The sequence below is a fragment of the Paenibacillus lactis genome (assembly GCF_017873605.1).
Lineage (GTDB): Bacteria > Bacillota > Bacilli > Paenibacillales > Paenibacillaceae > Paenibacillus_AQ > Paenibacillus_AQ lactis.
The window spans coordinates 205,392-225,717 of sequence record NZ_JAGGKI010000007.1; the positions used below are offsets into that span (position 1 = coordinate 205,392).

The 20,326-nt window shown below is 50.8% G+C and carries 19 protein-coding genes; 15 read left to right on the plus strand and 4 right to left on the minus strand.

Annotation, left to right across the window (positions count from 1 at the left end):
• Nucleotides 1-25 precede the first annotated feature (25 nt).
• From J2Z18_RS15370 to J2Z18_RS15420, 11 genes are all read left to right on the plus strand, one after another.
• On the plus strand, nucleotides 26-934 hold the full coding sequence (locus J2Z18_RS15370; RefSeq protein ID WP_028404238.1) for an alpha/beta fold hydrolase: 909 nt from the start codon (nucleotides 26-28) through the stop codon (nucleotides 932-934).
• 219 nt (nucleotides 935-1,153) lie between these two features.
• On the plus strand, nucleotides 1,154-2,068 hold the full coding sequence (locus tag J2Z18_RS15375) for a helix-turn-helix transcriptional regulator (RefSeq protein WP_028404239.1): 915 nt from the start codon (nucleotides 1,154-1,156) through the stop codon (nucleotides 2,066-2,068).
• Entirely contained in the window at nucleotides 2,065-2,892 is an 828-nt protein-coding gene (locus J2Z18_RS15380) for an NAD(P)H-binding protein (protein ID WP_028404240.1), read from the plus strand. The genes J2Z18_RS15375 and J2Z18_RS15380 overlap by 4 nt, the downstream gene beginning before the upstream one ends.
• A gap of 18 nt (nucleotides 2,893-2,910) precedes the next feature.
• Nucleotides 2,911-3,861 carry an efflux ABC transporter ATPase subunit, DrrA-related gene (locus J2Z18_RS15385; protein ID WP_144878932.1) on the plus strand — a complete coding sequence of 317 codons (951 nt, stop codon included), beginning with the start codon at nucleotides 2,911-2,913 and terminating at the stop codon, nucleotides 3,859-3,861.
• Nucleotides 3,858-4,667 (plus strand): ABC transporter permease, encoded by an 810-nt coding sequence (locus tag J2Z18_RS15390; protein ID WP_028404242.1) that lies wholly within the window; start codon nucleotides 3,858-3,860, stop codon nucleotides 4,665-4,667. The genes J2Z18_RS15385 and J2Z18_RS15390 overlap by 4 nt, the downstream gene beginning before the upstream one ends.
• Nucleotides 4,668-4,755: 88 nt before the next feature.
• On the plus strand, nucleotides 4,756-7,011 hold the full coding sequence (locus J2Z18_RS15395; protein ID WP_210094965.1) for an ATP-binding cassette domain-containing protein: 2,256 nt from the start codon (nucleotides 4,756-4,758) through the stop codon (nucleotides 7,009-7,011).
• Between the two features lie 482 nt (nucleotides 7,012-7,493).
• Entirely contained in the window at nucleotides 7,494-7,925 is a 432-nt protein-coding gene (locus J2Z18_RS30485) for an HAD family hydrolase (protein ID WP_232239248.1), read from the plus strand.
• Between the two features lie 379 nt (nucleotides 7,926-8,304).
• A complete protein-coding gene (locus J2Z18_RS15405) occupies nucleotides 8,305-9,216 on the plus strand; it encodes a helix-turn-helix domain-containing protein (protein ID WP_210094966.1) in 912 nt (303 codons plus the stop codon).
• A 486-nt stretch (nucleotides 9,217-9,702) separates the two neighbouring features.
• The gene (locus J2Z18_RS15410; protein ID WP_028404244.1) at nucleotides 9,703-10,443 is read left to right on the plus strand and encodes an MBL fold metallo-hydrolase; all 741 of its coding nucleotides are present in this window, start codon (nucleotides 9,703-9,705) and stop codon (nucleotides 10,441-10,443) included.
• Nucleotides 10,444-10,503: 60 nt separating this feature from the next.
• Nucleotides 10,504-11,769: a phytoene desaturase family protein gene (locus J2Z18_RS15415; RefSeq protein WP_028404245.1), complete on the plus strand. Its 1,266-nt coding sequence runs from the start codon at nucleotides 10,504-10,506 to the stop codon at nucleotides 11,767-11,769.
• Between the two features lie 97 nt (nucleotides 11,770-11,866).
• Nucleotides 11,867-13,450 carry a bifunctional metallophosphatase/5'-nucleotidase gene (locus J2Z18_RS15420; protein ID WP_210094967.1) on the plus strand — a complete coding sequence of 528 codons (1,584 nt, stop codon included), beginning with the start codon at nucleotides 11,867-11,869 and terminating at the stop codon, nucleotides 13,448-13,450.
• 139 nt (nucleotides 13,451-13,589) lie between these two features.
• Here the strand turns inward: J2Z18_RS15420 and phnE (J2Z18_RS15425) are convergent, their stop codons facing one another.
• The 4 genes from phnE (J2Z18_RS15425) to J2Z18_RS15440 form a co-directional block, all read right to left on the minus strand.
• Entirely contained in the window at nucleotides 13,590-14,396 is an 807-nt protein-coding gene (gene phnE, locus J2Z18_RS15425) for a phosphonate ABC transporter, permease protein PhnE (RefSeq protein WP_007131304.1), read from the minus strand.
• A gap of 13 nt (nucleotides 14,397-14,409) precedes the next feature.
• Nucleotides 14,410-15,225 (minus strand): phosphonate ABC transporter, permease protein PhnE, encoded by an 816-nt coding sequence (gene phnE, locus J2Z18_RS15430; RefSeq protein ID WP_007131305.1) that lies wholly within the window; start codon nucleotides 15,223-15,225, stop codon nucleotides 14,410-14,412.
• Nucleotides 15,226-15,229: 4 nt separating this feature from the next.
• Nucleotides 15,230-16,000 (minus strand): phosphonate ABC transporter ATP-binding protein, encoded by a 771-nt coding sequence (gene phnC / locus J2Z18_RS15435; protein ID WP_007131306.1) that lies wholly within the window; start codon nucleotides 15,998-16,000, stop codon nucleotides 15,230-15,232.
• Between the two features lie 123 nt (nucleotides 16,001-16,123).
• Nucleotides 16,124-17,230, minus strand: a complete 1,107-nt coding sequence (locus J2Z18_RS15440; RefSeq protein ID WP_007131307.1) for a phosphate/phosphite/phosphonate ABC transporter substrate-binding protein — start codon at nucleotides 17,228-17,230, stop codon at nucleotides 16,124-16,126.
• A gap of 304 nt (nucleotides 17,231-17,534) precedes the next feature.
• Between J2Z18_RS15440 and J2Z18_RS15445 the strand changes: the two genes are divergently transcribed.
• The 4 genes from J2Z18_RS15445 to J2Z18_RS15460 are packed head-to-tail and all read left to right on the plus strand — an operon-like array spanning nucleotide 17,535 to nucleotide 20,309.
• Nucleotides 17,535-18,026 (plus strand): NisI/SpaI family lantibiotic immunity lipoprotein, encoded by a 492-nt coding sequence (locus J2Z18_RS15445; RefSeq protein ID WP_007131308.1) that lies wholly within the window; start codon nucleotides 17,535-17,537, stop codon nucleotides 18,024-18,026.
• Nucleotides 18,027-18,063: 37 nt separating this feature from the next.
• Nucleotides 18,064-18,792 (plus strand): lantibiotic protection ABC transporter ATP-binding protein, encoded by a 729-nt coding sequence (locus tag J2Z18_RS15450; RefSeq protein ID WP_007131309.1) that lies wholly within the window; start codon nucleotides 18,064-18,066, stop codon nucleotides 18,790-18,792.
• Nucleotides 18,789-19,535, plus strand: a complete 747-nt coding sequence (locus tag J2Z18_RS15455; RefSeq protein WP_007131310.1) for a lantibiotic immunity ABC transporter MutE/EpiE family permease subunit — start codon at nucleotides 18,789-18,791, stop codon at nucleotides 19,533-19,535. The genes J2Z18_RS15450 and J2Z18_RS15455 overlap by 4 nt, the downstream gene beginning before the upstream one ends.
• Before the next feature lie 6 nt (nucleotides 19,536-19,541).
• Entirely contained in the window at nucleotides 19,542-20,309 is a 768-nt protein-coding gene (locus J2Z18_RS15460; RefSeq protein ID WP_007131311.1) for a lantibiotic immunity ABC transporter MutG family permease subunit, read from the plus strand.
• Nucleotides 20,310-20,326: the final 17 nt, after the last annotated feature.

Genomic DNA, 20,326 nt, shown 5'->3' on the forward strand with positions numbered 1-20,326 from the left:
TATATAGAAGGAAGAGGGGGTTTCATTGAAGGGTACCTTCATCAAAATACGTGGGAAAAGCTTGTATGTCGAAATTCACGGGAACGAGGAAGCTCCCCCGCTTTTGTACCTCCACGGAGGACCAGGAGAAAGCTGTTATGAATTCATGATACATCAGGCAGATCGTCTCTCGGAAAAACTTCGGCTAATTAGTATGGACCAACGCGGCGTTTGGCGATCCGAAGCAATCGAGGAAGACGAACCCTTAACCATTTATGATTTGGTGGAGGATTGCGAGCAGCTTCGTAGACAACTGGGGATACAAAAATGGGCGGTTCTTGGGCATTCATTCGGCGGATTATTGGGGGTGCTTTATGCTATCCATTATCCAAACTCTGTATCGTCCTTGATCTTGGAAGGCCCATCATTTGATTTAATAAAATCAATCAGAAACTGGCTGCGCAAAGCTGCAAGCCTGTATGAAAGCATTGGCGATGCTGAAAAAATGGCAGCCTGTATTGACATCGCCAACGGAGCTCAAACGCCGCCAGAAATCTTGGATGCTTTTATTGAGCTAGGTCAGGGACTGGGAGATTTAAGAATGAAGGTTTATACTCCGAACGGTGGCAGCAACTACACCAAGATGATATATTCGGAACGTGAGAGGGAAGAGTTTGGAAGAAGGACGAATATTCATGTTTCGAAAATTTTTGCCGAAGGACGGATATTCGATTCATTACTTCCCAAGCTTAAAGAACTGACATTGCCTGTACTCTTGATCAAAGGCCGGCATGACCCCATTATTTGCGAAGAGCAGACTGATTCATTTGTGAATGACGTCAGAAACGGGCATTTAAAGGTATATGAAGAAAGTGGTCATTTGCTTCACTTTGAGGAACCGGAAAGATTTGCGATGGATGTTATCCAATTTATATTAGAATCCAATCATAACTAGTTTTATACCGCAGCGGCAGTCTGAAGTTAGTGACTGCCGCTGTTCAACTTTTACCTGCAACATTCGTTTGATCCGAGAGGTAGAACAATAATCCGGGTGCCGCTTGAAGCAAAAATAATTGCGGCCGATTTAATCCTGACAACCATGTTGTCAGAATTCGTCAAGTAGGATCATAGCTAGATGATCCGAAATAGTTCATCGACAGAGGAGAGGATCACCGTGAGACTGGAGCGTTTGCTTGGAATGACGCTTGAGCTGATGGCCAAAAAAAGAGTGACCGCAACGGAGCTAGCCGCCAAGTTTGAAGTATCGGTGCGCACGGTTTATCGTGACGTCGAGTTAATCAATCTGGCCGGAATTCCGGTCGCATCGTTCACCGGCGCAGACGGCGGATTCGAGCTGATGGACGGATATTTTTTGACAAGGCAGCACTTCTCAGTCGACGATCTGTCGGTCATCTACACGCTCTTGAAGGCGATGGAAGGTTCGATGGGAGGCGCCGTAGCGCCTGCGATGCGGAAGCTGGTCAGCCTGCATCCGGGCCTGGCGAACGAAAGCAACCGCGAGGCGGTTATTTTGAGCATGAGCGCATCGGAGAGCGAACGTGATAGGATTCGGCAGCTGTTTCAGGCAATCCGGCAATCGCGCATCGTTCGACTGGCATACACGAGCGCATCCGGCACACCGTCCGAGCGCAGCGTGGAGCCGGGAAAATTGCTCTGGGAGAAAGGTGTCTGGTATTTGGAAGGGTACTGCAGGTCACGCCGAGGGAAAAGGTATTTCCGCATCTCGCGGATTACGGAACTCCAGGTGATGGAAGAAACGTTTATACCGCAGCCCCTACTTGATGAGCCGGAACAGGAAGAAGTGCATGGGATTCATGCGCATCTTCGGTTCGACCTAGCGGTACGTACTCGCGTACTGGAGCAATTCCCGGGAGAATGCACGTATCAGGGCGATTGCGTTGAAGTTCGCACGATCTTTTATAAAAAAGAGTATGCATTGTCGGTCATCACGAGCTACGGGACAAATGTTGACATCATATCGCCGGAAGACCTTCGGCGCGACGTCATCGCGCATATCGAAGCCATTCGCCAACACTACGCGAAACCACGAGGAGGAGATCGGATATGACGATTCTGGTAACAGGGGCAACAGGTACGGTTGGACAGCATGTGACGGAGCTGCTGTTGAAACAAGGCGCATCCGTGCGCGCATTAACGAGAAATGCGGAGCGGGCGAGAAAGAAGCTGCCGGACGGCGTGCAGATCGCCGAAGGCGATTTGATGAAGCCGGGTACGCTGAAGGATGCATTGCAGGGGGTAGAGGCAATCTTCCTGATCACTTCAAGTGACGAACCGAACGCGGATCTTAACACGGACCCGGAGATGGTGGCGCTCGCGAAAGAGGCTGGTGTAAAGCGCGTTATCGTTCTGGTCGGCTATGAAGAGGGGCCGGTCGAGGCAGCACTTAGAACAAGCGGCATGCAATGGACGCTGGTGAAGCCTGCGGAATTTATGGCCAATGCCTTGGTGGATTGGCGCGATACGATCCGTTCGGAAGGCGTTGTCCGGGAGTTTTATGGAGATGCTCTCAGCGCGCGCGTGCACGAAGAAGACATTGCGGAGGTTGCGGTCCTGGCCCTGCTTGAGGATGGACATCACGGACGCAGCTATCCGCTCACCGGACCCGAAGCGCTTACGCGTAAGGAAGCAGTACGGACCATCGCTGCAGCGATTGGCAAGGAAATCCCGTTCGTCGAACTGACAGAGGAAGAAGCAAGGCAGCAGTGGCGGCAGCAGGGGTATGACGAGGAGAGCGTCGAATTTTTCGTGCAGATCGCAAAAAATCCGCCGGAGGCTGGATATACGGTGCTGTCGACGGTCCAGCAGGTGCTCGGGCGGCCGGCGCGTACGTTCGCCGATTGGGCAGCCGAGCATAAACGGGAGTTTCTATAAGAGATTGGAGGAGGGCCCATGACGTACGCCATTGAAGCGAAAGGCTTACGCAAATCATTCCGGGGGCATGAGGCTGTGCGCGGGGTGGATTTGGCGATTCGGCAAGGAGAGCTGTTCGCGCTTCTTGGACCAAACGGAGCAGGGAAGACAACAACGCTGCACATGTTAACCACCCTGCTGCGTCCGGATGGGGGAACGGCGTACATCTGCGGCAGCGATGTTGTCGCCGAAGCAGCCGATGTACGCAGGCGAATCAGCGTTACTGGCCAGTATGCGGCGCTGGACGAATCGTTGACCGGCCGGCAAAACTTGAGGCTGTTCGCCGGGCTCCACGGTTTTTCGCATAAAGAAGCCGTCGTACTGGCGTCTGAGTTGCTGGAATCATTCGGGCTGGGGGATGCAGGTGATCGAACCGTCGGAACCTACTCCGGCGGCATGCGCCGGCGCCTGGACCTCGCCGCCGGCATTCTCTCGCAGCCCGAGGTGATGTTCCTCGACGAGCCAACCACCGGACTCGATCCGCAGAGCCGGCGCGAGCTGTGGGAGGCGATTCGCCTGCTGGTGAAGAAGGGGACAACCGTGCTGTTAACGACGCAGTATCTCGAAGAGGCAGACCAGTTGGCCGATCGGATCGGTTTCATCGCAGACGGAAGGGTTATCGCGACCGGCACGCCCGAGCAGCTCAAAGCATCGACCGGCGGCAAAACACTGACGATCCGTCTGTCAGCAGCAACCGACCCGTATGAGATCTGTCGTCTGTTTGCAGACGAACATGGGCTAAGTGCCCATACGGATGAAGACGGGGTGACCGTAAAAGCGGCGGTTCGGGAAGCTTCGCTGGCACACGCTGCGATCGGTACGCTTATGGAGCACCAAACGGCGATCAAGGATTTCGCCTTGAGTGATCCAAGCCTTGACGACGTATTTTTCGCTTTGACCGCCACAACCGGAAAGGAGGCGACGCGATGAGTTCCATACAAGCATCTCGTGCCCGAAAGCCAGGCCAAAGTCCAGGCGGCTTGACCGCGACAGGACTGTTCATGCGGCGAACGCTGCATCACATGCGTAATAACATCTTCGGCCTTGCCGTTGAAGCGGTGTTGTCTCCAATCATTATGCTGCTCATATTCACCTTTCTGTTCGGCGGAGCGATTGCCGGTTCCGCTCGGGAATATATTCAGTATTTGTTGCCTGGCATCCTGGTGCTGACGGTGGTGCCGATGACGGTGTACAGTGGTACGACAATCTGCACGGATATCGCCAAAGGCGTCTACCACCGGTTTCGTACGTTGCCTTTCTGGCAGCCCGCAGCCATTTTCGGCTCGATCATCGCAGACAGCTTGCGCTATGCAGTGGCACTACTCGTTGTCTTGACGATGGGGTTTGGGCTTGGATTTCGGCCGGACGGCGGCCTCGAAGGTACCATGGCAGCTGCACTTTATGTCCTCTTATTTGCATTCGGTACTAGTTGGGTCTTTGCACTCATCGGCAATGCGGCCAAGCGGCCAGAGACCGTGTCGGGTACGAGCATGATGATTGTTTACCCGCTTCTATTTGCCAGCAACGTGCTTGTCGATACTTCGACAATGCCGCGCTGGTTGCAGGTGGCGATCGACTTGAACCCAATCAGCATCGCTGTTACGCTCATACGAGGACTGCTACACGGAACGGCGAATGCAGCTCAACTGGCGGCAGGCATCGGTGTCGTCCTGCTGTTGATTGCTATTTTTGCTCCGCTGACGATCAATGTTTATTTAAGGAGGCAAATACGGTAGCAGGAATGGGAATTGCTCCTCTTCCTTCAACCACTCCTCGTTGTAGGGACGTACTCCCAATCTCATGAAATCAAAATAGGAGGCTGCCATGAAGCAGGAGTATATAGAGATAAGCGGTGCGCGAGAGAACAATCTGAAGAATGTGTCGCTTCGCATTCCCAAACGCAAAATATCGGTCTTCACAGGGGTGTCCGGCTCTGGTAAGTCGTCGATTGTATTCGACACACTGGCCGGCGAAGCGCAGCGGCTCCTGAATGAGAATTTCAGCCTCTTCGTACGCAATTTTCTGCCACGCTATCCTCAACCGGTAGCCGATGCGATAGAAAATCTAAACATGGCGGTCATCGTTGACCAGAAGCGGCTCGGTGGAGGCTCGCATTCGACGCTTGGTACGGTGACGGACATCTCTCCGGTACTGCGGCTCTTATTCTCGCGTGTCGGCCGTCCCCATATCGGCAACGTCAATCGGTTCTCCTTCAATGATCCGCATGGGATGTGCCCGAGCTGTAACGGGATGGGCAGGATGGTCGTTGTTGATTCGGACGCCGCACTGGACAGAAGTAAGACGCTTCGCGGAGGGGCGATTCGGCTGCCGGAATATGCCGTCGACAGCTACGAATGGACGATTATCGCGCAGACCGGCAGCTTCGATTTGGATAAGAAGCTGAGCGACTTTAGTGACGCCGAGATGGAGGAGTTGCTGTACAGCAAGTCACGTAAGATTGAAATGAACGTCGGCGGAAAAGCGATGAACTTCTCTTACGAAGGTATCTTTGAGAAGTTCACCCGCAAGTATATTAAACGCGATGTAAAAACGATGTCCGAGCGCACTCAGAAGATGGTGGCTCCGTTCATCTCGGAAGGTCCATGCCATCTTTGCCGCGGCGCCCGCCTAAGTCAAGAAGCGCTCGCCTGCCGGATCGGCGGGTACAATATTGCCGAGCTGTCGGCGATGGAGGCCGGCCAACTAATCGGCGTGCTGCAGCAAATCGATGATCCTGTCGCGTTGCCCATCGTGAGAACCTTGACGCAGCGGCTGCAGTATTTGGTGGATATTGGCCTGGATTACCTGACGCTTGACCGCCCGACTGACACGCTGTCAGGCGGGGAATCGCAGCGTGTTAAGATGGTCAAGCATCTCGGCGGCAGCCTCGTTGATGTGATGTATATACTTGACGAGCCAAGCGTCGGCTTGCATCCCCGCGACGTTCATCGGCTTAACGACTTGCTCTGTAAGCTGCGCGACAAGGGGAACACGGTGATTGTCGTCGAACACGATCCCGATGTAATCAAGATCGCCGATCACATTGTCGATGTCGGTCCGCATGCTGGCTCCGGGGGTGGGACGATCGTCTATGAAGGCAGCTATGCAGGTTTGTTGCAGGCGGATACACTAACCGGCAAACACCTAAGTCAGGCATTGCCGATCAAAACCGATGTGCGCCTGCCGACAGGCCAATTGCCGATTCGTGACGCCACGCTGCATAATCTGAAAAATGTAAATGTCGACATCCCGACAGGGGTCGTTACCGTCGTTACTGGCGTCGCAGGCTCGGGAAAGAGTACGTTGATCAATCGGGTGTTCATGCAAAAGTATCCTGACGCGATCTTGATCGATCAGTCCGCAGTCGGTGTCTCGACCCGATCGGTTCCGGCTACCTATATAGGAATTATGGATGATATACGCAAAGCCTTCGCCGCCGCGAACAAAGTGAACGCCGGACTGTTTAGCTTCAATTCCAAGGGTGCCTGCGAAAACTGTCAGGGGCTCGGCGTTGTATACACAGATCTGGCTTACCTTGATGACGTGAAACTGCCTTGCGAAGCATGCGGCGGTCAACGTTTCAAGGATGAAGTGTTGGAGTACATGCTGAACGGTCGATCGATCGCCGAAGTATTGGCAATGACGGTACGCGAGGCGCTATGCTTCTTCGATCAGAACCACGCTGACATCGTGTGCAAGCTTCAGGCAATGAGCGACGTCGGCCTCGACTATCTGACGCTTGGTCAGCCGCTCAGTACGCTGTCCGGCGGCGAATGCCAGCGCATCAAACTGGCTGGTGAGCTACATAAGCAGGGAAGCATCTATGTGATGGATGAACCGACGACCGGGCTGCATATGTCGGACATCAGCCACCTGCTGGCGATCATGAACCAGTTAGTGGACGCCGGGAACACCGTTATCGCAATCGAACACAACCTTGACGTCATCCGTAGGGCGGACTGGATTATCGACATGGGTCCAGAAGGAGGAAAGAAGGGGGGGAACAGTGTTTTCGAAGGCACTCCCGAGCAGCTGTTGCGCGAAGAGCATTCGCTGACAGGGCGGTATCTTCGCGGCTAGCGTGCAGATAGTGAAGGCAGATCGGCAAGCCGTTTCAAACAATTCGAGTAGAATAAATGGACTGGTTTCAAACCAGTAATATTATATAGGTCAGCCAGAGATTTGATTTCTGGGTGGCCTTTTTCATGGTTTTAAGATGGATGGAAGGGGGGGATTCCAAAATGTGGTATATTAATATGAGATTATAGTGCAAGGGTATAGTGCAAGGGTATAGTGCAAGGGAGGCGCATGTTGAGGAACATTGATACGGTTGTTTTTGACCTTGACCAAACATTGCTAGATAAATACCAGTCGTCCGTTCAATTTGCTGCTTATCAATATGAGCAATATTCTTTGGACATGTTCATTCCGGATAGGAATGAATTTATCGTAAATTTCTCTGAGCTTAATCATATGATCATACCGAAGGAAGAGGTGTACCGTAAGTTAGCAGAGCTCTTCAAGTTGGACAGAGGAACTTATATCATGAGCTGCTTGCGGATCTGAACCACAAGTTTCATCATTATAGTGTTGGATATGCTGGGCTGCATGAAATGCTCAGTTTGTTAAAGAGGGAAGGCTATAAGTTAGGAATCGTCACGAACGGCCGAGATTTTTACCAACGAAACAAAATATCCGCATTAGGCATTCATGACTATTTCACGGACATTGTTACTTCCGGTTCTGTGAATATCAAGAAGCCTGATCATGCCATCTTTCAAATCGCTCTGAAGCATTTGAGATCAATCGGAAGACGTACTGTATTCGTTGGTGATAGCATCGAAGCAGATATCATTCCTGCCAAAGAACTTGGAATGTTCACCATTCTTAAAGCAAAGGATGCTCTCTCGACGCTGCCCGATGCAATTTGCGATGATATAATAGAAATTCCGAACATCATTAAATCGCTAGAATCAGCGGCTCCTGGAAAATGATCCGTTGGTATGAGGAGAAGGGAGGAGCGATTATCATCGAATAGCACTTTTGTGGAAAGTAGATTTGGTAATTCCTAAAATCACATTGAAAGGATCCTTTATGTTATTCCAGTCGAGATAACGCTGAAGATTTCCAGTTGAAATTGTGTGATTTGCAACTTTAAAATAAGTCAACTCTCGCAGCTCTAAAACACCGATTAAGCTCTGCATCAAGCGCCCCAGGTCATAGATTTCAGCGAATTGTCAGAAAACACTTTTTGTTTGGTGAAATGGATGTTTCGAGGAGTTCAATGCGGTTACTGAGTATCCACATTACGAGTGATACGATATAATTTAAATATCAGGGATGGCCTTCAGAGGTTAAAAAAAGGGGGATGCTATGGCATTGAATAGCGACGGCACGGTTTGGACGTGGATGGATACCATGAAGGTTCGATATATGTTTAACAGCAAACCTGTTTTAAATAGTGAACATCTTGGGTGGAAGAACATCCAACTTTCTAAATGGGATAAAGTTGCTCCTCAGGAAGCCTATGTAGAATCGATGCCGAATTATCTGATCACCATGCACACATCACCCCAGCCGCTAAAGACTCTAACGCTCTTCGAAGGGCGTGAATACGAGAGGGTGATGAAAACCGGTGAAATCTCTTGTTACGTACCGGGCAATTTTGATTACTTTCGATGGGAGAAAATAGAGGCTTCTTATATTGGCATGATGTTGTCTCCTTCTTTGGTGCATCAAGTTGCATCCCAAGCGGATATGACATTTAAAGGTCAGAATGAGTTTACCAATAAGCTATCTATTTACGACTCCAAGCTCGTTCAGTTGAGTCAATGGTTGGTGGATGAAATCAATAGTAACGGAGCCAGGGGAACGTTATACATAGAATCACTATCCAACCTGCTGGCCCTTCATCTGTTGGAGATATTCGCTCAGCCCAAACAACAGTTTTATGTTTCCAGGAAATTATCGGATCAGCAACTATCAAAAGTTATAGAGTACATGCATACCCATTATAATCAGGATATTTCTCTGGAACAATTGGCTGCGGTGGCCAATCTAAGTCAGACCCATTTGGTTCGAATGTTTAAACAGAAGACGGGACTGAGTCCATATCAATATTTCATTCACCTCAGGATTGAGAAAGCCAAGATGCTAATGATGAACCGCGAATATACGATTGGGGAAATTGCAGCGATCCTCGGGTTTACCGACCAAAGTCACATGAATCGCCATTTTAAACGAATCACTGGATTATCTCCCAAGGAATACATGATGTCAACTTGATAGTTGGAAATGATGAACCAATCTCTTACCACAATTCGTTGTGGTTTTTTCTTTTTTACGGCAAATCTTCAGATGGGCAAATCATACAAAAAGATGTTTGTATCTTACAAGACCGCAAATCGCATTGCTTCTAAACTATAAATAGCCTGCTGGCTTATAAATTCATACATGGGGGTTGATTGGGATGAGTACAAATTTCAAGTTTGTTTCCATTCTTTGACTTGAGCGAAAGCACATATGAAGCCATTAAGATAATGGAAAGTGCAGAGTGTGAGGCCGTCTGCATATGCTTTGATGAGGCGATATCTGCAAAAATGTACTAGGAGCTAATAAACGAATAAATTGACTAAACATGCATGAACATCGAAGGCGGCTTGATGCTGCGTATAACCTCTAAAAATATTAATTCAGGTTATAACAAAGATACACGATGATAGGATAGCCGGAAAAACAATGATATTCAGTTATAAAAGAGGAGGACTGTAAGTGAACATTCAAAAATTGCCTTGGGCAGGTATCCGTATCGAAACAGACGACATCGCGATTGTAATCGACCCAATTACTCGCATTCTAGAAGAGTTTGGGGGCGCTCGTGAGCCCATGTATCCGATCAGCTATTTCGGCAAAGCAGATGCCGTATTAATTACTCATCTGCATGAGGATCATTTCGATCCGGCTGGGATTATTGAGGCTTACGGGGCTGCGATTCCGGTCTATGTGCCAGCCGGATTGGAAGGTGCAGCTAGGGCTTTAGGATTGACGAACGTAAACGGCGTCGCAGTCCGCTCATCCTTCGAGCTTAGTAGCGATGTGAAGGCGACAGCTCTACCATCCGTAGATGGTCTTGGCGACATCCAAGTGGCTTGGTTGGTCGAAGGATCAGGACGTAAGGTTATCCATTGCGGGGATACTCTCTGGCATGGATACTGGTGGAGCTTTGCTCAAAATTACGGGCCGTTCGACGCAGCATTTTTACCTGTCAACGGTGCAGTGCTTGAATTGCCGGGGATGATGCCCAGCGGGCAACCCATCTGCCTGACTCCGGAGCAGGCAATCGCGGCAGCCACAGTTCTCGGTGCCAAAACACTTGTGCCTATTCACTATGGAACCATGCAATATCCGCCAATCTACAACGAAACCCCGAATATTGAAGCCCGATTGGCGGCAGCTTCGAAAGTTCAAGTAAATGTAACCTTGTTAAAAACAACGGAAAAATTAGCACTGTAATAGAGTGACGGTAGCTTTCATCGTTAGACTGCAAAAGGATAAACAATTGAGGTGAACGAGATGACTTTCCATAATAAATCTTTCGATATTGCCGTGATCGGCGGTGGACTTACAGGATTGACGGCAGCCGTTTATTTGGCGAGAGCAGGGAAATCCGTCATCGTGCTGGAAAAGGAAAACCAGCTTGGAGGACTTGCCCAAACGGTTAAGTTAAACGGAGCGCTATTCAACCTGGGTCCCCATGCGATGTATGAGGGGGGAGCGGCACTTCGGATCTTAAACGAGCTTGGCTGCCTGCCTGAGGGCGGCTATGCGTCCAAGGGCAGCATGATCGGGATCATACGGGAAAAGATCGTAGAGGTACCGAAGGATTTGACCTCGGCAGAAAGCCGGGAGTGGAGCTCCCTGATGGGCGGCATCGGACAAATCAATGCTGAATCAATCCGGTCGATCAGCCTGCAACAGTGGGCGGACGATAACATTCTTCACGAGCGCGTTCGTCTCCTCTTCCTCGCCATGTGTCGGCAGTGGACCTATTGCGATGCGATGGACTTGATGAGCGCGGGATTTGCAATCCGGCAAGGGCAGCTTGCCGGTAATGGTGTCCGGTATGTAGAGGGAGGCTGGCAGAGCGTCGTAAACAATTTGCGCGATGCAGCGATCCATGCCGGAGCTTCCTTCGTTACGGGTAATGGCGCCCAGCAAATACAGATTAAGAACGGCCTCGTACATGGCGTCGAGCTATCAGACGGTAAAGAAGTGAAAGTATCCGTCGTCATCGCGGCAATAGGGCCGCATGAACTTTGCCGACTCTTGCCGGGAGCGGATGGGCTATCGATCAGCAGATGGAAAGCACAAGCGCGTCCGCTGTATGCCGCATGTCTGGACGTGGCTTTGAGACATTTCCCATATCCAGAGCGTGTGTTTGCGCTTGGATTGGATGCACCACTATACTTCTCCAAACATTCAGGACCCGTCAAGCTGAGCGACAACGGTGCGCTCGTCTTGCACGCGATGAGGTATAACGGCAACGATAACAGGAGAGATGCGCAAGCGGACAAGAAAGCGTTGACCGATCTTCTGGATCTTCTGGAGCCAGGCTGGGAGAAGGAAGTCGTTGCAATCCGATTTTCTCCGAACGTCCTCGTAGGCCACGATTCGCGCACGATCCATCAAAATGGGAATGGGCTGACTCCAAGCCCTGTCGTTCCCGATGTTCATGGTCTATTCGTCGCAGGTGATTGGGTAGGAACAGAAGGACGGCTTGCCGACGCTGGGATGGCGAGCGCCAAACAAGCTGCCGATGAAGCGATGCGCTATGGATAATCCTTATCCTGTTGTTTTTTTATATATCCATAATACTCCACCCGTATAATAGAAGACTGTAAGGTCTGAACACGGAGACGATAGGAGGACACGCGGAGTGGAGCCGAAAGAAAAAGTAGTCGTTACGATATTGGAAACCAGCGATGTTCATGGCCATATTTATCCGACGGACTATCGGGGGCCCGGGGACAAGCCCATTGGGCTCGCCAAGCTGGCTGAGATCATTCACAGAGAACGGCTGGAAGCCCCGCAGCTTATACTGCTGGACAACGGGGACCTTCTGCAGGGTACGCCGTTTATGTATCATTACGCCAAGTACGACAGAACCGGCACGCACCCCGCTGCAAGCGCGCTGAACGCACTCCAGTACGATGCGGCGGTGATCGGCAATCATGAGTTCAATTACGGGCAGGAGCTGTTGAATCAAGCGATCGAGGACGCAACCTGTCCCTATCTGTGCGCGAATATTATGAACGAACAAGGCGGTCGTCCGGCGTTCGGGCAGCCTTACCGGATGTTTGAGATGAAAGAGGGGATTCGGGTCGCGGTGCTTGGCGTCACCACCCATCATATCCCACACTGGGAAGAGCCTAAGCACATTCACGGCTTAACCTTTGAGGATGCCCTTGAGTCCGGACAGCGATGGATCAACCATATTCGAGAAAACGAACGTCCCGACGCTGTTGTTGTATGCTATCATGGCGGTTTCGAGCGGGATCCTGCTACCGGAGACCCTACCGAACCGCAGACGGGAGAAAATCAAGGCTACGAGATGTGCATGCGCCTACAAGGCCTCGACGTGTTGCTGACCGGGCACCAACATCGGTTGCTTGCCGGCGAGCTGAACGGCGTTGTATTTGCTCAGCCCGGTTCCGCAGGACAGGCAATCGCCAAGGTTCAGCTGACATTCGAGCGGGAGAAGGAAGGCAGATGGTCGATCCGCGGCAAGAGCGCCCAGCTGCTGCCAGCGGAGCAAGCAGAGGCGGATCATGTCGTGCTTGCGATGTTTGCCGAGCAAGAAAGGAAAACGCAAGCCTGGCTGGATCAGCCGATCGGCAGGGCCGAGGGCGATATGTCCATCATGGACCCCTTCGAGGCAAGACTGGGGGATCACGCATTCACGGAGTTCGTCAATCGGGTGCAAATGGAAGTTACGGGAGCAAGTATATCCTGCGCCGCGATCTTTACGAATGAAGCCCGGGGCTTCCTTGGGGAAATTACGATGCGGGATGTGGTGTCCAACTATATCTACCCCAATACGTTGAAGGTGATTCTCCTAACCGGACGCGATATCCGGGACGCGTTGGAGCAGAACGCCCGTTATTTTACTCTGGACGAGCTGGGGCAATTGCAAGTGTCAGAGAGTTACCTGGAGCCGAAGCCGCAGCACTTCAACTACGACATGTGGGAGGGGATTGACTATGAGCTTGACATTTCAAGATCCGAAGGCGAACGGGTTATTAAGCTGCAGCGGAACGGACGCCCCTTGGATCCCGACGCTACGTTCGAAGTGGTGATGAACAGCTATCGGGCGGGAGGCGGCGGAAACTTCCGGATGCTGATGAACAAGCCTGTCGTCAGGGAGATTCCGACGGACATGACGGAGATTTTGGCCGATTATATTTTGAAGCATCAGGTCATCCATGCCGTCTGCGATCACAACTGGAAGGTCGTCTACTAAATAGATCCGCACATAACAAAACCAACCATTTGTATGACATCCTATGAAAAAAACCTCCAATCCTGCGCTGCATCAGGGTTGGAGGTTTATGCGTTTACGGATGAACGGAGCGTCATATTAGGACCGTCAGATAAGCTTGTTATCCTTGGACCAGTTTGGATCGAAGCTTGTTCGAGAACCATTCGATAAGGAGGATAAGGATGACAAGGCCGATTAAGATGGAGCCGACCTGATTCCACTTATAGCTGTTCATGGCAAAGATCAGCGGCGCTCCGATCCCGCCGGCTCCCACGAGTCCTAGAATTGAAGCCTCACGCATGTTCATGTCGAACCGATAAATGGTAACGGACAGGAACAGCGAGAACAACTGCGGAATAATTCCATAGCGGATCTTCTCAAAAGTGGTACAGCCGATGGATGTCATCGACTCCAGGACTTTCTTGTCCAGCTCCTCGATCGCATCCACGTAAAGCTTGGACAGCATACCGATCGAGGTCAGCCCGATCGTGAGCACCCCGGCAAACGGTCCCGGACCTGATACCCGGATGAACATCAGCCCATAGACGAGGGCAGGGATCGTTCGGATCATAATAAGCAGCATTCTTGTAAGCCAAGCGATCGGCTTCGGCATGATATTGGAGGCGGCCAAAAAGGCGAGCGGAACAGACAGCACGGCACCCACCAGCGTACCCAGAAATGCAATGGCCGTCGTTTGAACGAGCAGGTAGAGAACACTCTGCTTCGAGACGCTGAACAGCAGGTCCAAATCCGGATGGACAATGCCTTTCAATATGTTAAGGGCGATTGCCAGTCCGTTTTGGTTCACGTCTTTAAAGCTTACAGCGCTTAATGACCAGGCGAGCAAAATCAGAACGATTGCCGCCACGGTCAACACATAGCGATGATTGCGGGGGGATGCAAGCAGCTGCTTCTCAATTGTCGTCATAGCATGGATCTCCTCAATTTAACTTTTTTCGAAAATGCTCGCTGATCGTTTCAATCACGTATACGGTGACTCCCAGCGACAAAATGATCATACCTACGCGCGGATAGTCGCGCCATCCGAGATTTTCGTTGATCAAGAGTCCGATTCCGCCTGCCCCTACATAACCGAGAATGGCTGCATAGCGCACGTTCCCCTCAAAGCAAAACAAAGTGGTGGACAGATAACGCGGGAGCACTTCTGGAAAAATAGCGTAGCGAAAGGCTTGAACACGGGTCATGCCAATGGACTCCATGGCTTCGAAGGAGCCCATATCGACGTTTTCGATCTGCTCGTACAGAAGCTTCCCGACGTACGATAGGGTAAAGAGCAGGATGGCCACCAGGCCCGCCGTCGGTCCCAATCCGAAAACGAAGGTTGCAATCAGCGCTGTCACCAGCGTCGGCAATGTTCGGAGCAGGCTAAGCATAACTTTAAAAATGGTCACGACCGCTTTGTTGCGAATGACGTTGAACGAAGCAAGCAGGGCGAACGGTAGAGCCAGAAGGGCGCCGATCATCGACCCAAGCACGGACATCTGCAGCGTATCCAGCAAGGCTCCCCACAGCTGTGGCGTATAACTCCATTTGGGGGGGATCATCTCGCCTAGAATGATAAAAAACTGGCGGATCCTCGTGAACAGAACATGTAGGCTGAACCCCGTCAAATTGACGGATAACGCGGTCACGGCTGCGAGCGTGAGCAAGGTAAGGGGAAGCCGCGATCTTTTTTCCAGGACAATTTTACCGTTTGGAAGAACCATCTTTTTGGGAGGAAACCATTTATCAAACATGCGCCTAATTCGCCTCCGCCAAAAATGGAGTTTCATTGGACTTGCTGCCGTAAATGTTATCGAGGGTTTCCTTGGTCACCTGATCGGCTGCTCCGTCGAAGACGATTTCGCCTTCGCGCACTCCGATAATGCGATCGGCATACTCCAGCGCGATCTCCACATGATGAATGTTCATGATCACAGAAATCTTCATGGTCTGATTGATGGTTTTGAAATCGTCCATAACCAATTTCGACGTTACCGGGTCCAGTGAAGCAATCGGCTCGTCCGCCAACAGGATATCCGGATTCTGGGCGAGTGTTCGCGCCAGCGCTACACGCTGCTGCTGCCCGCCCGAGAGCTGGTCTACTCGCACGTATGCTTTATCCAGAATGCCGACTTTATCGAGAGCCTCCAATGCTTTGAGCTTATGTTCCTTGGTAAATACACCGGTCAGCTTGCGCCACATCGGAAGGTCAGGCACGAAGGAAACCAGAACATTCTTGATGACGCTCATTCGAGTGACCAAATTGAAGGACTGGAAGATCATCCCGATCCGTCTTCGGAAACGGCGAATTTGTTTTCCTTTCAATTTGGACACATCGACATGATTCACGTAAAGGTGGCCGCTGGTGATATCGTGCATGCGATTAATGCAGCGGATCAGCGTAGACTTGCCTGCACCGGATAAACCGATTACGGCCACAAACTCTCCTTGTTCGATCTTCAGATTGATATTTTTGAGTGCATTCGTGCCGTTGTGATACGTCTTGTTTACGTGGTTAAACTCAATCATGGCTAAACTCCAATCCTCGCATATTCAGCTGCTGAACAGAAAAAAAGGAGAACATCGGTTAAAGGCTTGATGCTCTCACTTTTAATAAAAGAATAAAGTCGTTGGACGATCATGCGGTGTTTATTATTTTTTCAAGTTTTTAATTATCTCCTGCGCTTTGCGCTCGCCGTCGTAATCGGAAGGCTGTGCTTCCTTGTAGCCTTCGTGGCTGTATACCGCGATCACGTTCTTCCCTTCCTCCGTCTGGGCGATGGCGATAAAGGCTTTTTGAAGCGCGGCCTTCAGCTCGTCGTTCATGGTTGGGCTGTTCTTGCTGACGCTAATGGTGTCATTGTAAATGCCTTGAGTGACCCCGATAATATTCGTTTCGTCCCAAATCGATTGTTTACGGCCGAATTCATTTGTCCATTGCTCTTCATAGTCGCGTCTTGCGTCCGCGAAAGCAACGATAATGTCGACTTGTCCGGCCGCCAGTCGGGCGAAGGAACTGCCGTAAGAGTCGGATGTTACGACGTGGGAAAGGTCGGTAATGCTTTTGTTATAGTTGTCTTGCAGCCACAGCGTAGGGTAAATGTATCCGGCGGAAGAAGAGGTGGACATCACAGCCCAGTTCGCATCGTTCAACTCTTCCCATGTCAGTTCTTCTCCGTTGTTGATTTTGGCAGCCAATGTTTGACCTTTATCGGATGGACCTGCAATGAACAGAGCCCGATAATACGTTGCCTGATCGCTTGTCGGCTGGGTCGGCTTATTATCGTTCCAGTCCTTAGCCTGGTCGGAGTCATTGGATAATCCAGCACGGGTGGCGGTCAAAATGACGTCGGCTCCGTCATCGTACAGAGCATATGTGCCGCCCGGTATAAAACCGACATCCGTTGTACCGGCAGTCAGTGCTTCGCCGACGGCTTCATAGGTGGTTCCTACATCAATGCTGACTTTTCCGACATCAAATCCCTCGGATGCTAGCTGGCTCTTCAGCAATTCCTTGAGCGGATCCGTTGCCGTAATGATTTGATCCGGATCCTTGGACGGGACGAAGCTGATTTTCAGCGCTTCGATTGTCTGAGCCGCTGTGCCCGAACCGCCTGTGGATTGGGAAGTCGAAGTCGGCGATGATGGGGCATCAGGCGTTGAATTGCCCGAGCCGGAGCTGGAGCTGGAGCCGCAGCCGGCAAGCAGCGCGATAACCAAAGCGAATACGGATACAAGCGTCATTTTTTTCTTCAACATAAGTCCCCCTGATTATAATAGTGATTCTCAAGACACGGGCTGACCTCGGCCTTGAAAGCCAACCCAATTGTATAATCGCTTTATTATCGATGGATTAACCTTGTGTTAAGTCAGTTATAAATATGTAGGATTTTCCAAAGAAACATAATAAATATTATGTAAACTAAAAGTAGTCGCCTTGAAGGCGGCTTTTTTGCATGGCATGAAGAAAATCTTCGAATCTTGATGGTTCTCTGATATTTCCCGATTACCGTTGTTGTTACCACATCATCTTTGACATGCAGGATATAAGGAGGCTTGTTACATGAAGATAACGTCCAAAGGCTGGATCCTCTTTACGGTTAGCGCGCTGCTCCTACTAACAGGATGCGAAAGGCTGGAACAGTTCACGCAAAAGGTGGTTGAGGAAACGCAAAAAACAGCCCACTATACATTGGAACTCGACGAGGAAACGGACCTTACGATCGAGCAGCTTATCGATGAAGGGCGACTGGACCGTCTGGTGTTCGACGGAAGACTGTATGAGCTGCAAGGGGAAGCCGATCCGGAGTCTAAAGGCGGCCGTATAGGTTTTATCGGCGAAACGTATTATGTGGATCAGGAGGGGAAGAGGTGGACCGAGGATGAACTGAAGAAGCCCTACCTATACCTTGATCCGAATGAAATTCGGGAGAAAAATCCCATGACGTATGGTTCCGTCTATCGACATAAAGGAGAGCCCAAGGGGAGCTCCAACCGGATCATCATTGAGCTTAACCGGAAGGTTCTGGAAGCAGAGCTGGTCCGTGAAGAGTAAAGAACTGCATCAATTCAACATATTACAAAGGATAGGAATGATGAAAATGGTTAACGGCCCTTTATTAGAAATGAAGAAGGTTTCCAAGCGCTTTGGCAAGGAAAACGTCATCAAGGAGCTCTCCATGCAGGTGCCTGCAAACTGCATTTATGGACTTCTCGGCCCTAACGGAGCGGGCAAGTCGACGACGCTTAAGATGCTGACCGGCATCATTGCGCCGTCATCCGGCAGCATCTGGTTTGACGGTCACCGCTGGAGCAGGCAGGATTTGAAGCAAATCGGAGCGTTGATCGAATCTCCGCCGATTTACGGAAATTTAACGGCTTTCGAAAACCTGAAGGTTCGCAGCCTGCTGCTCGGGCTTCCGGATTCGCGAATTCAAGAAGTATTGGATTTGGTGAATTTGTCAACGACCGGCAAAAAAACAGCAAGGAATTTTTCAATGGGGATGAAGCAGCGTTTAGGAATAGCGATTGCACTGCTCAACCGCCCCCGTTTGCTCATCCTCGATGAGCCTACGAACGGGCTGGATCCGGTCGGTATCCATGAGCTCCGTGAGCTGATCCGTTCTTTTCCCCGTCAAGGGGTGACCGTCATCCTTTCCAGTCATTTGTTGTCCGAGGTGGAACAAACAGCCGACCGAATCGGTATTATTAACCACGGCGAGCTGCTATATGAAGGGGAAGTTCAATCCGGACAAAATTTAGAGCAACTATTTATGGATGTCGCTACAACTCCTGCAAGACGAAAGGGGGGGTACAGATGATTCCTTATCTACGATCGGAACGCCTAAAGCTCAAACGTACGTTTTCAACCAAGCTTTTCTTTCTGGTACCCATCGCAAATGTGGCGTTTTCGTTGCTTATGAATCCGATGTATTTTGTATCCAATACCATTAATTGGTGGTCTATTCTGTTCCTGCCGCTGATGCTCGCTCTATGGGCCGTCCAGACCCATCAGAAGGAACAGCTTGCTTCACGTTATCAAGGGGTCTATCTGCTTCCGGTTTCGCTCCGAAATATCTGGCTAGCCAAGCTGATCGTGATTAGCATCTACTCTCTTGCAGCCTTCGCGGCCTATCTTTTGGTTCTGGGGGCGGTCGGCATGCTCTTTACGGGAGAGAGCATCATTACGATGGCCACGTTCATGTCCGCATTGGTGCTGTGGCTAACCACTCTCTGGGAAATTCCCCTGTTCATGTGGGTCGCCAAAAAATGGGGAGCAGCAACAGCGATCGGAATCAACATCGCATGTGCAATGGGCCTGGGGATTCCGCTCTCCTCACGGACATTCTGGTGGGCATGCCCATGGAGCTGGTCCATCCGGCTGATGGCTCCGATTGCCGGAGTCCACCCCAATGGGACATTGCTGGAGCCGGGGCATGCGATGCTGGATATGAAGGTTCTGCCGATAGGGGTTGGAATGTCATTGTTACTTACGGCGGTACTAAGCATGTTGACGATGCAGCGATTTGGTCCGCAAATTCGAAGCGGCAAAGGAGGCCGCTGACAGGGAATGAACGTATGGGGATGTTTTAGAGCCGATCTGATGAAGCTCAAGCGAACCAAGCTTATGTGGATTCTCGCCGCAATTCCCGTCGCTTACGCCGCGCTTTTTCTGGCGTATTTTACCGGCAGGACAGAATCTTCCTCACAGATGTATTTGTTCTACATGGAGAGTTTGGGCGTTGCGCTGCCCTTTTTCATAGGACTTGCGGCTGGCTTCATGATTGACCAGGAAAGGCAAGCCGGCCATTTCCAAGTGCTGCTCGGGGGAACGACATCCAGGATTAGCGGATATATGAGCAAACTGCTTTTGTTGCTCTTATTGCAAGGATTATTGATATTCTTTGCCGTAATCCTTTGGATCGGGGGTATGAAATGGGGGATGGGCTTGACCGATATTCCTATTTGGAGTTACGTTTGTGGGTGGTTCTGGCTTACATGTTCCAATTTCATGCTGCTGATGATGCATTTATTTATTGCGTTTGTGTTCGGGATGGGCGCATCGATCCTTATGGGAGGAGCCGGATTGCTGATGACTGCGCTCATGGCGACCGGTCTTGGCGATCAGGTATGGATGTACGTGCCTTGGGCGTGGGGAGTTCGATTCAGTGGTTTAACCGGCATGGTATTGGACGGCTCCTTGGCTCCGGAAATGGCGAACTACGTGCAAGACAAGATGGCGCAGGGCATGGGATTTGCCGTCTCGTTGACTGCGGTCGGTCTTGCGGTAAGCATCGCCTGGTTTCGCCGATGGGAAGGAAAGACTGCGCATGAATAAGGCGCTTGTACATAGAA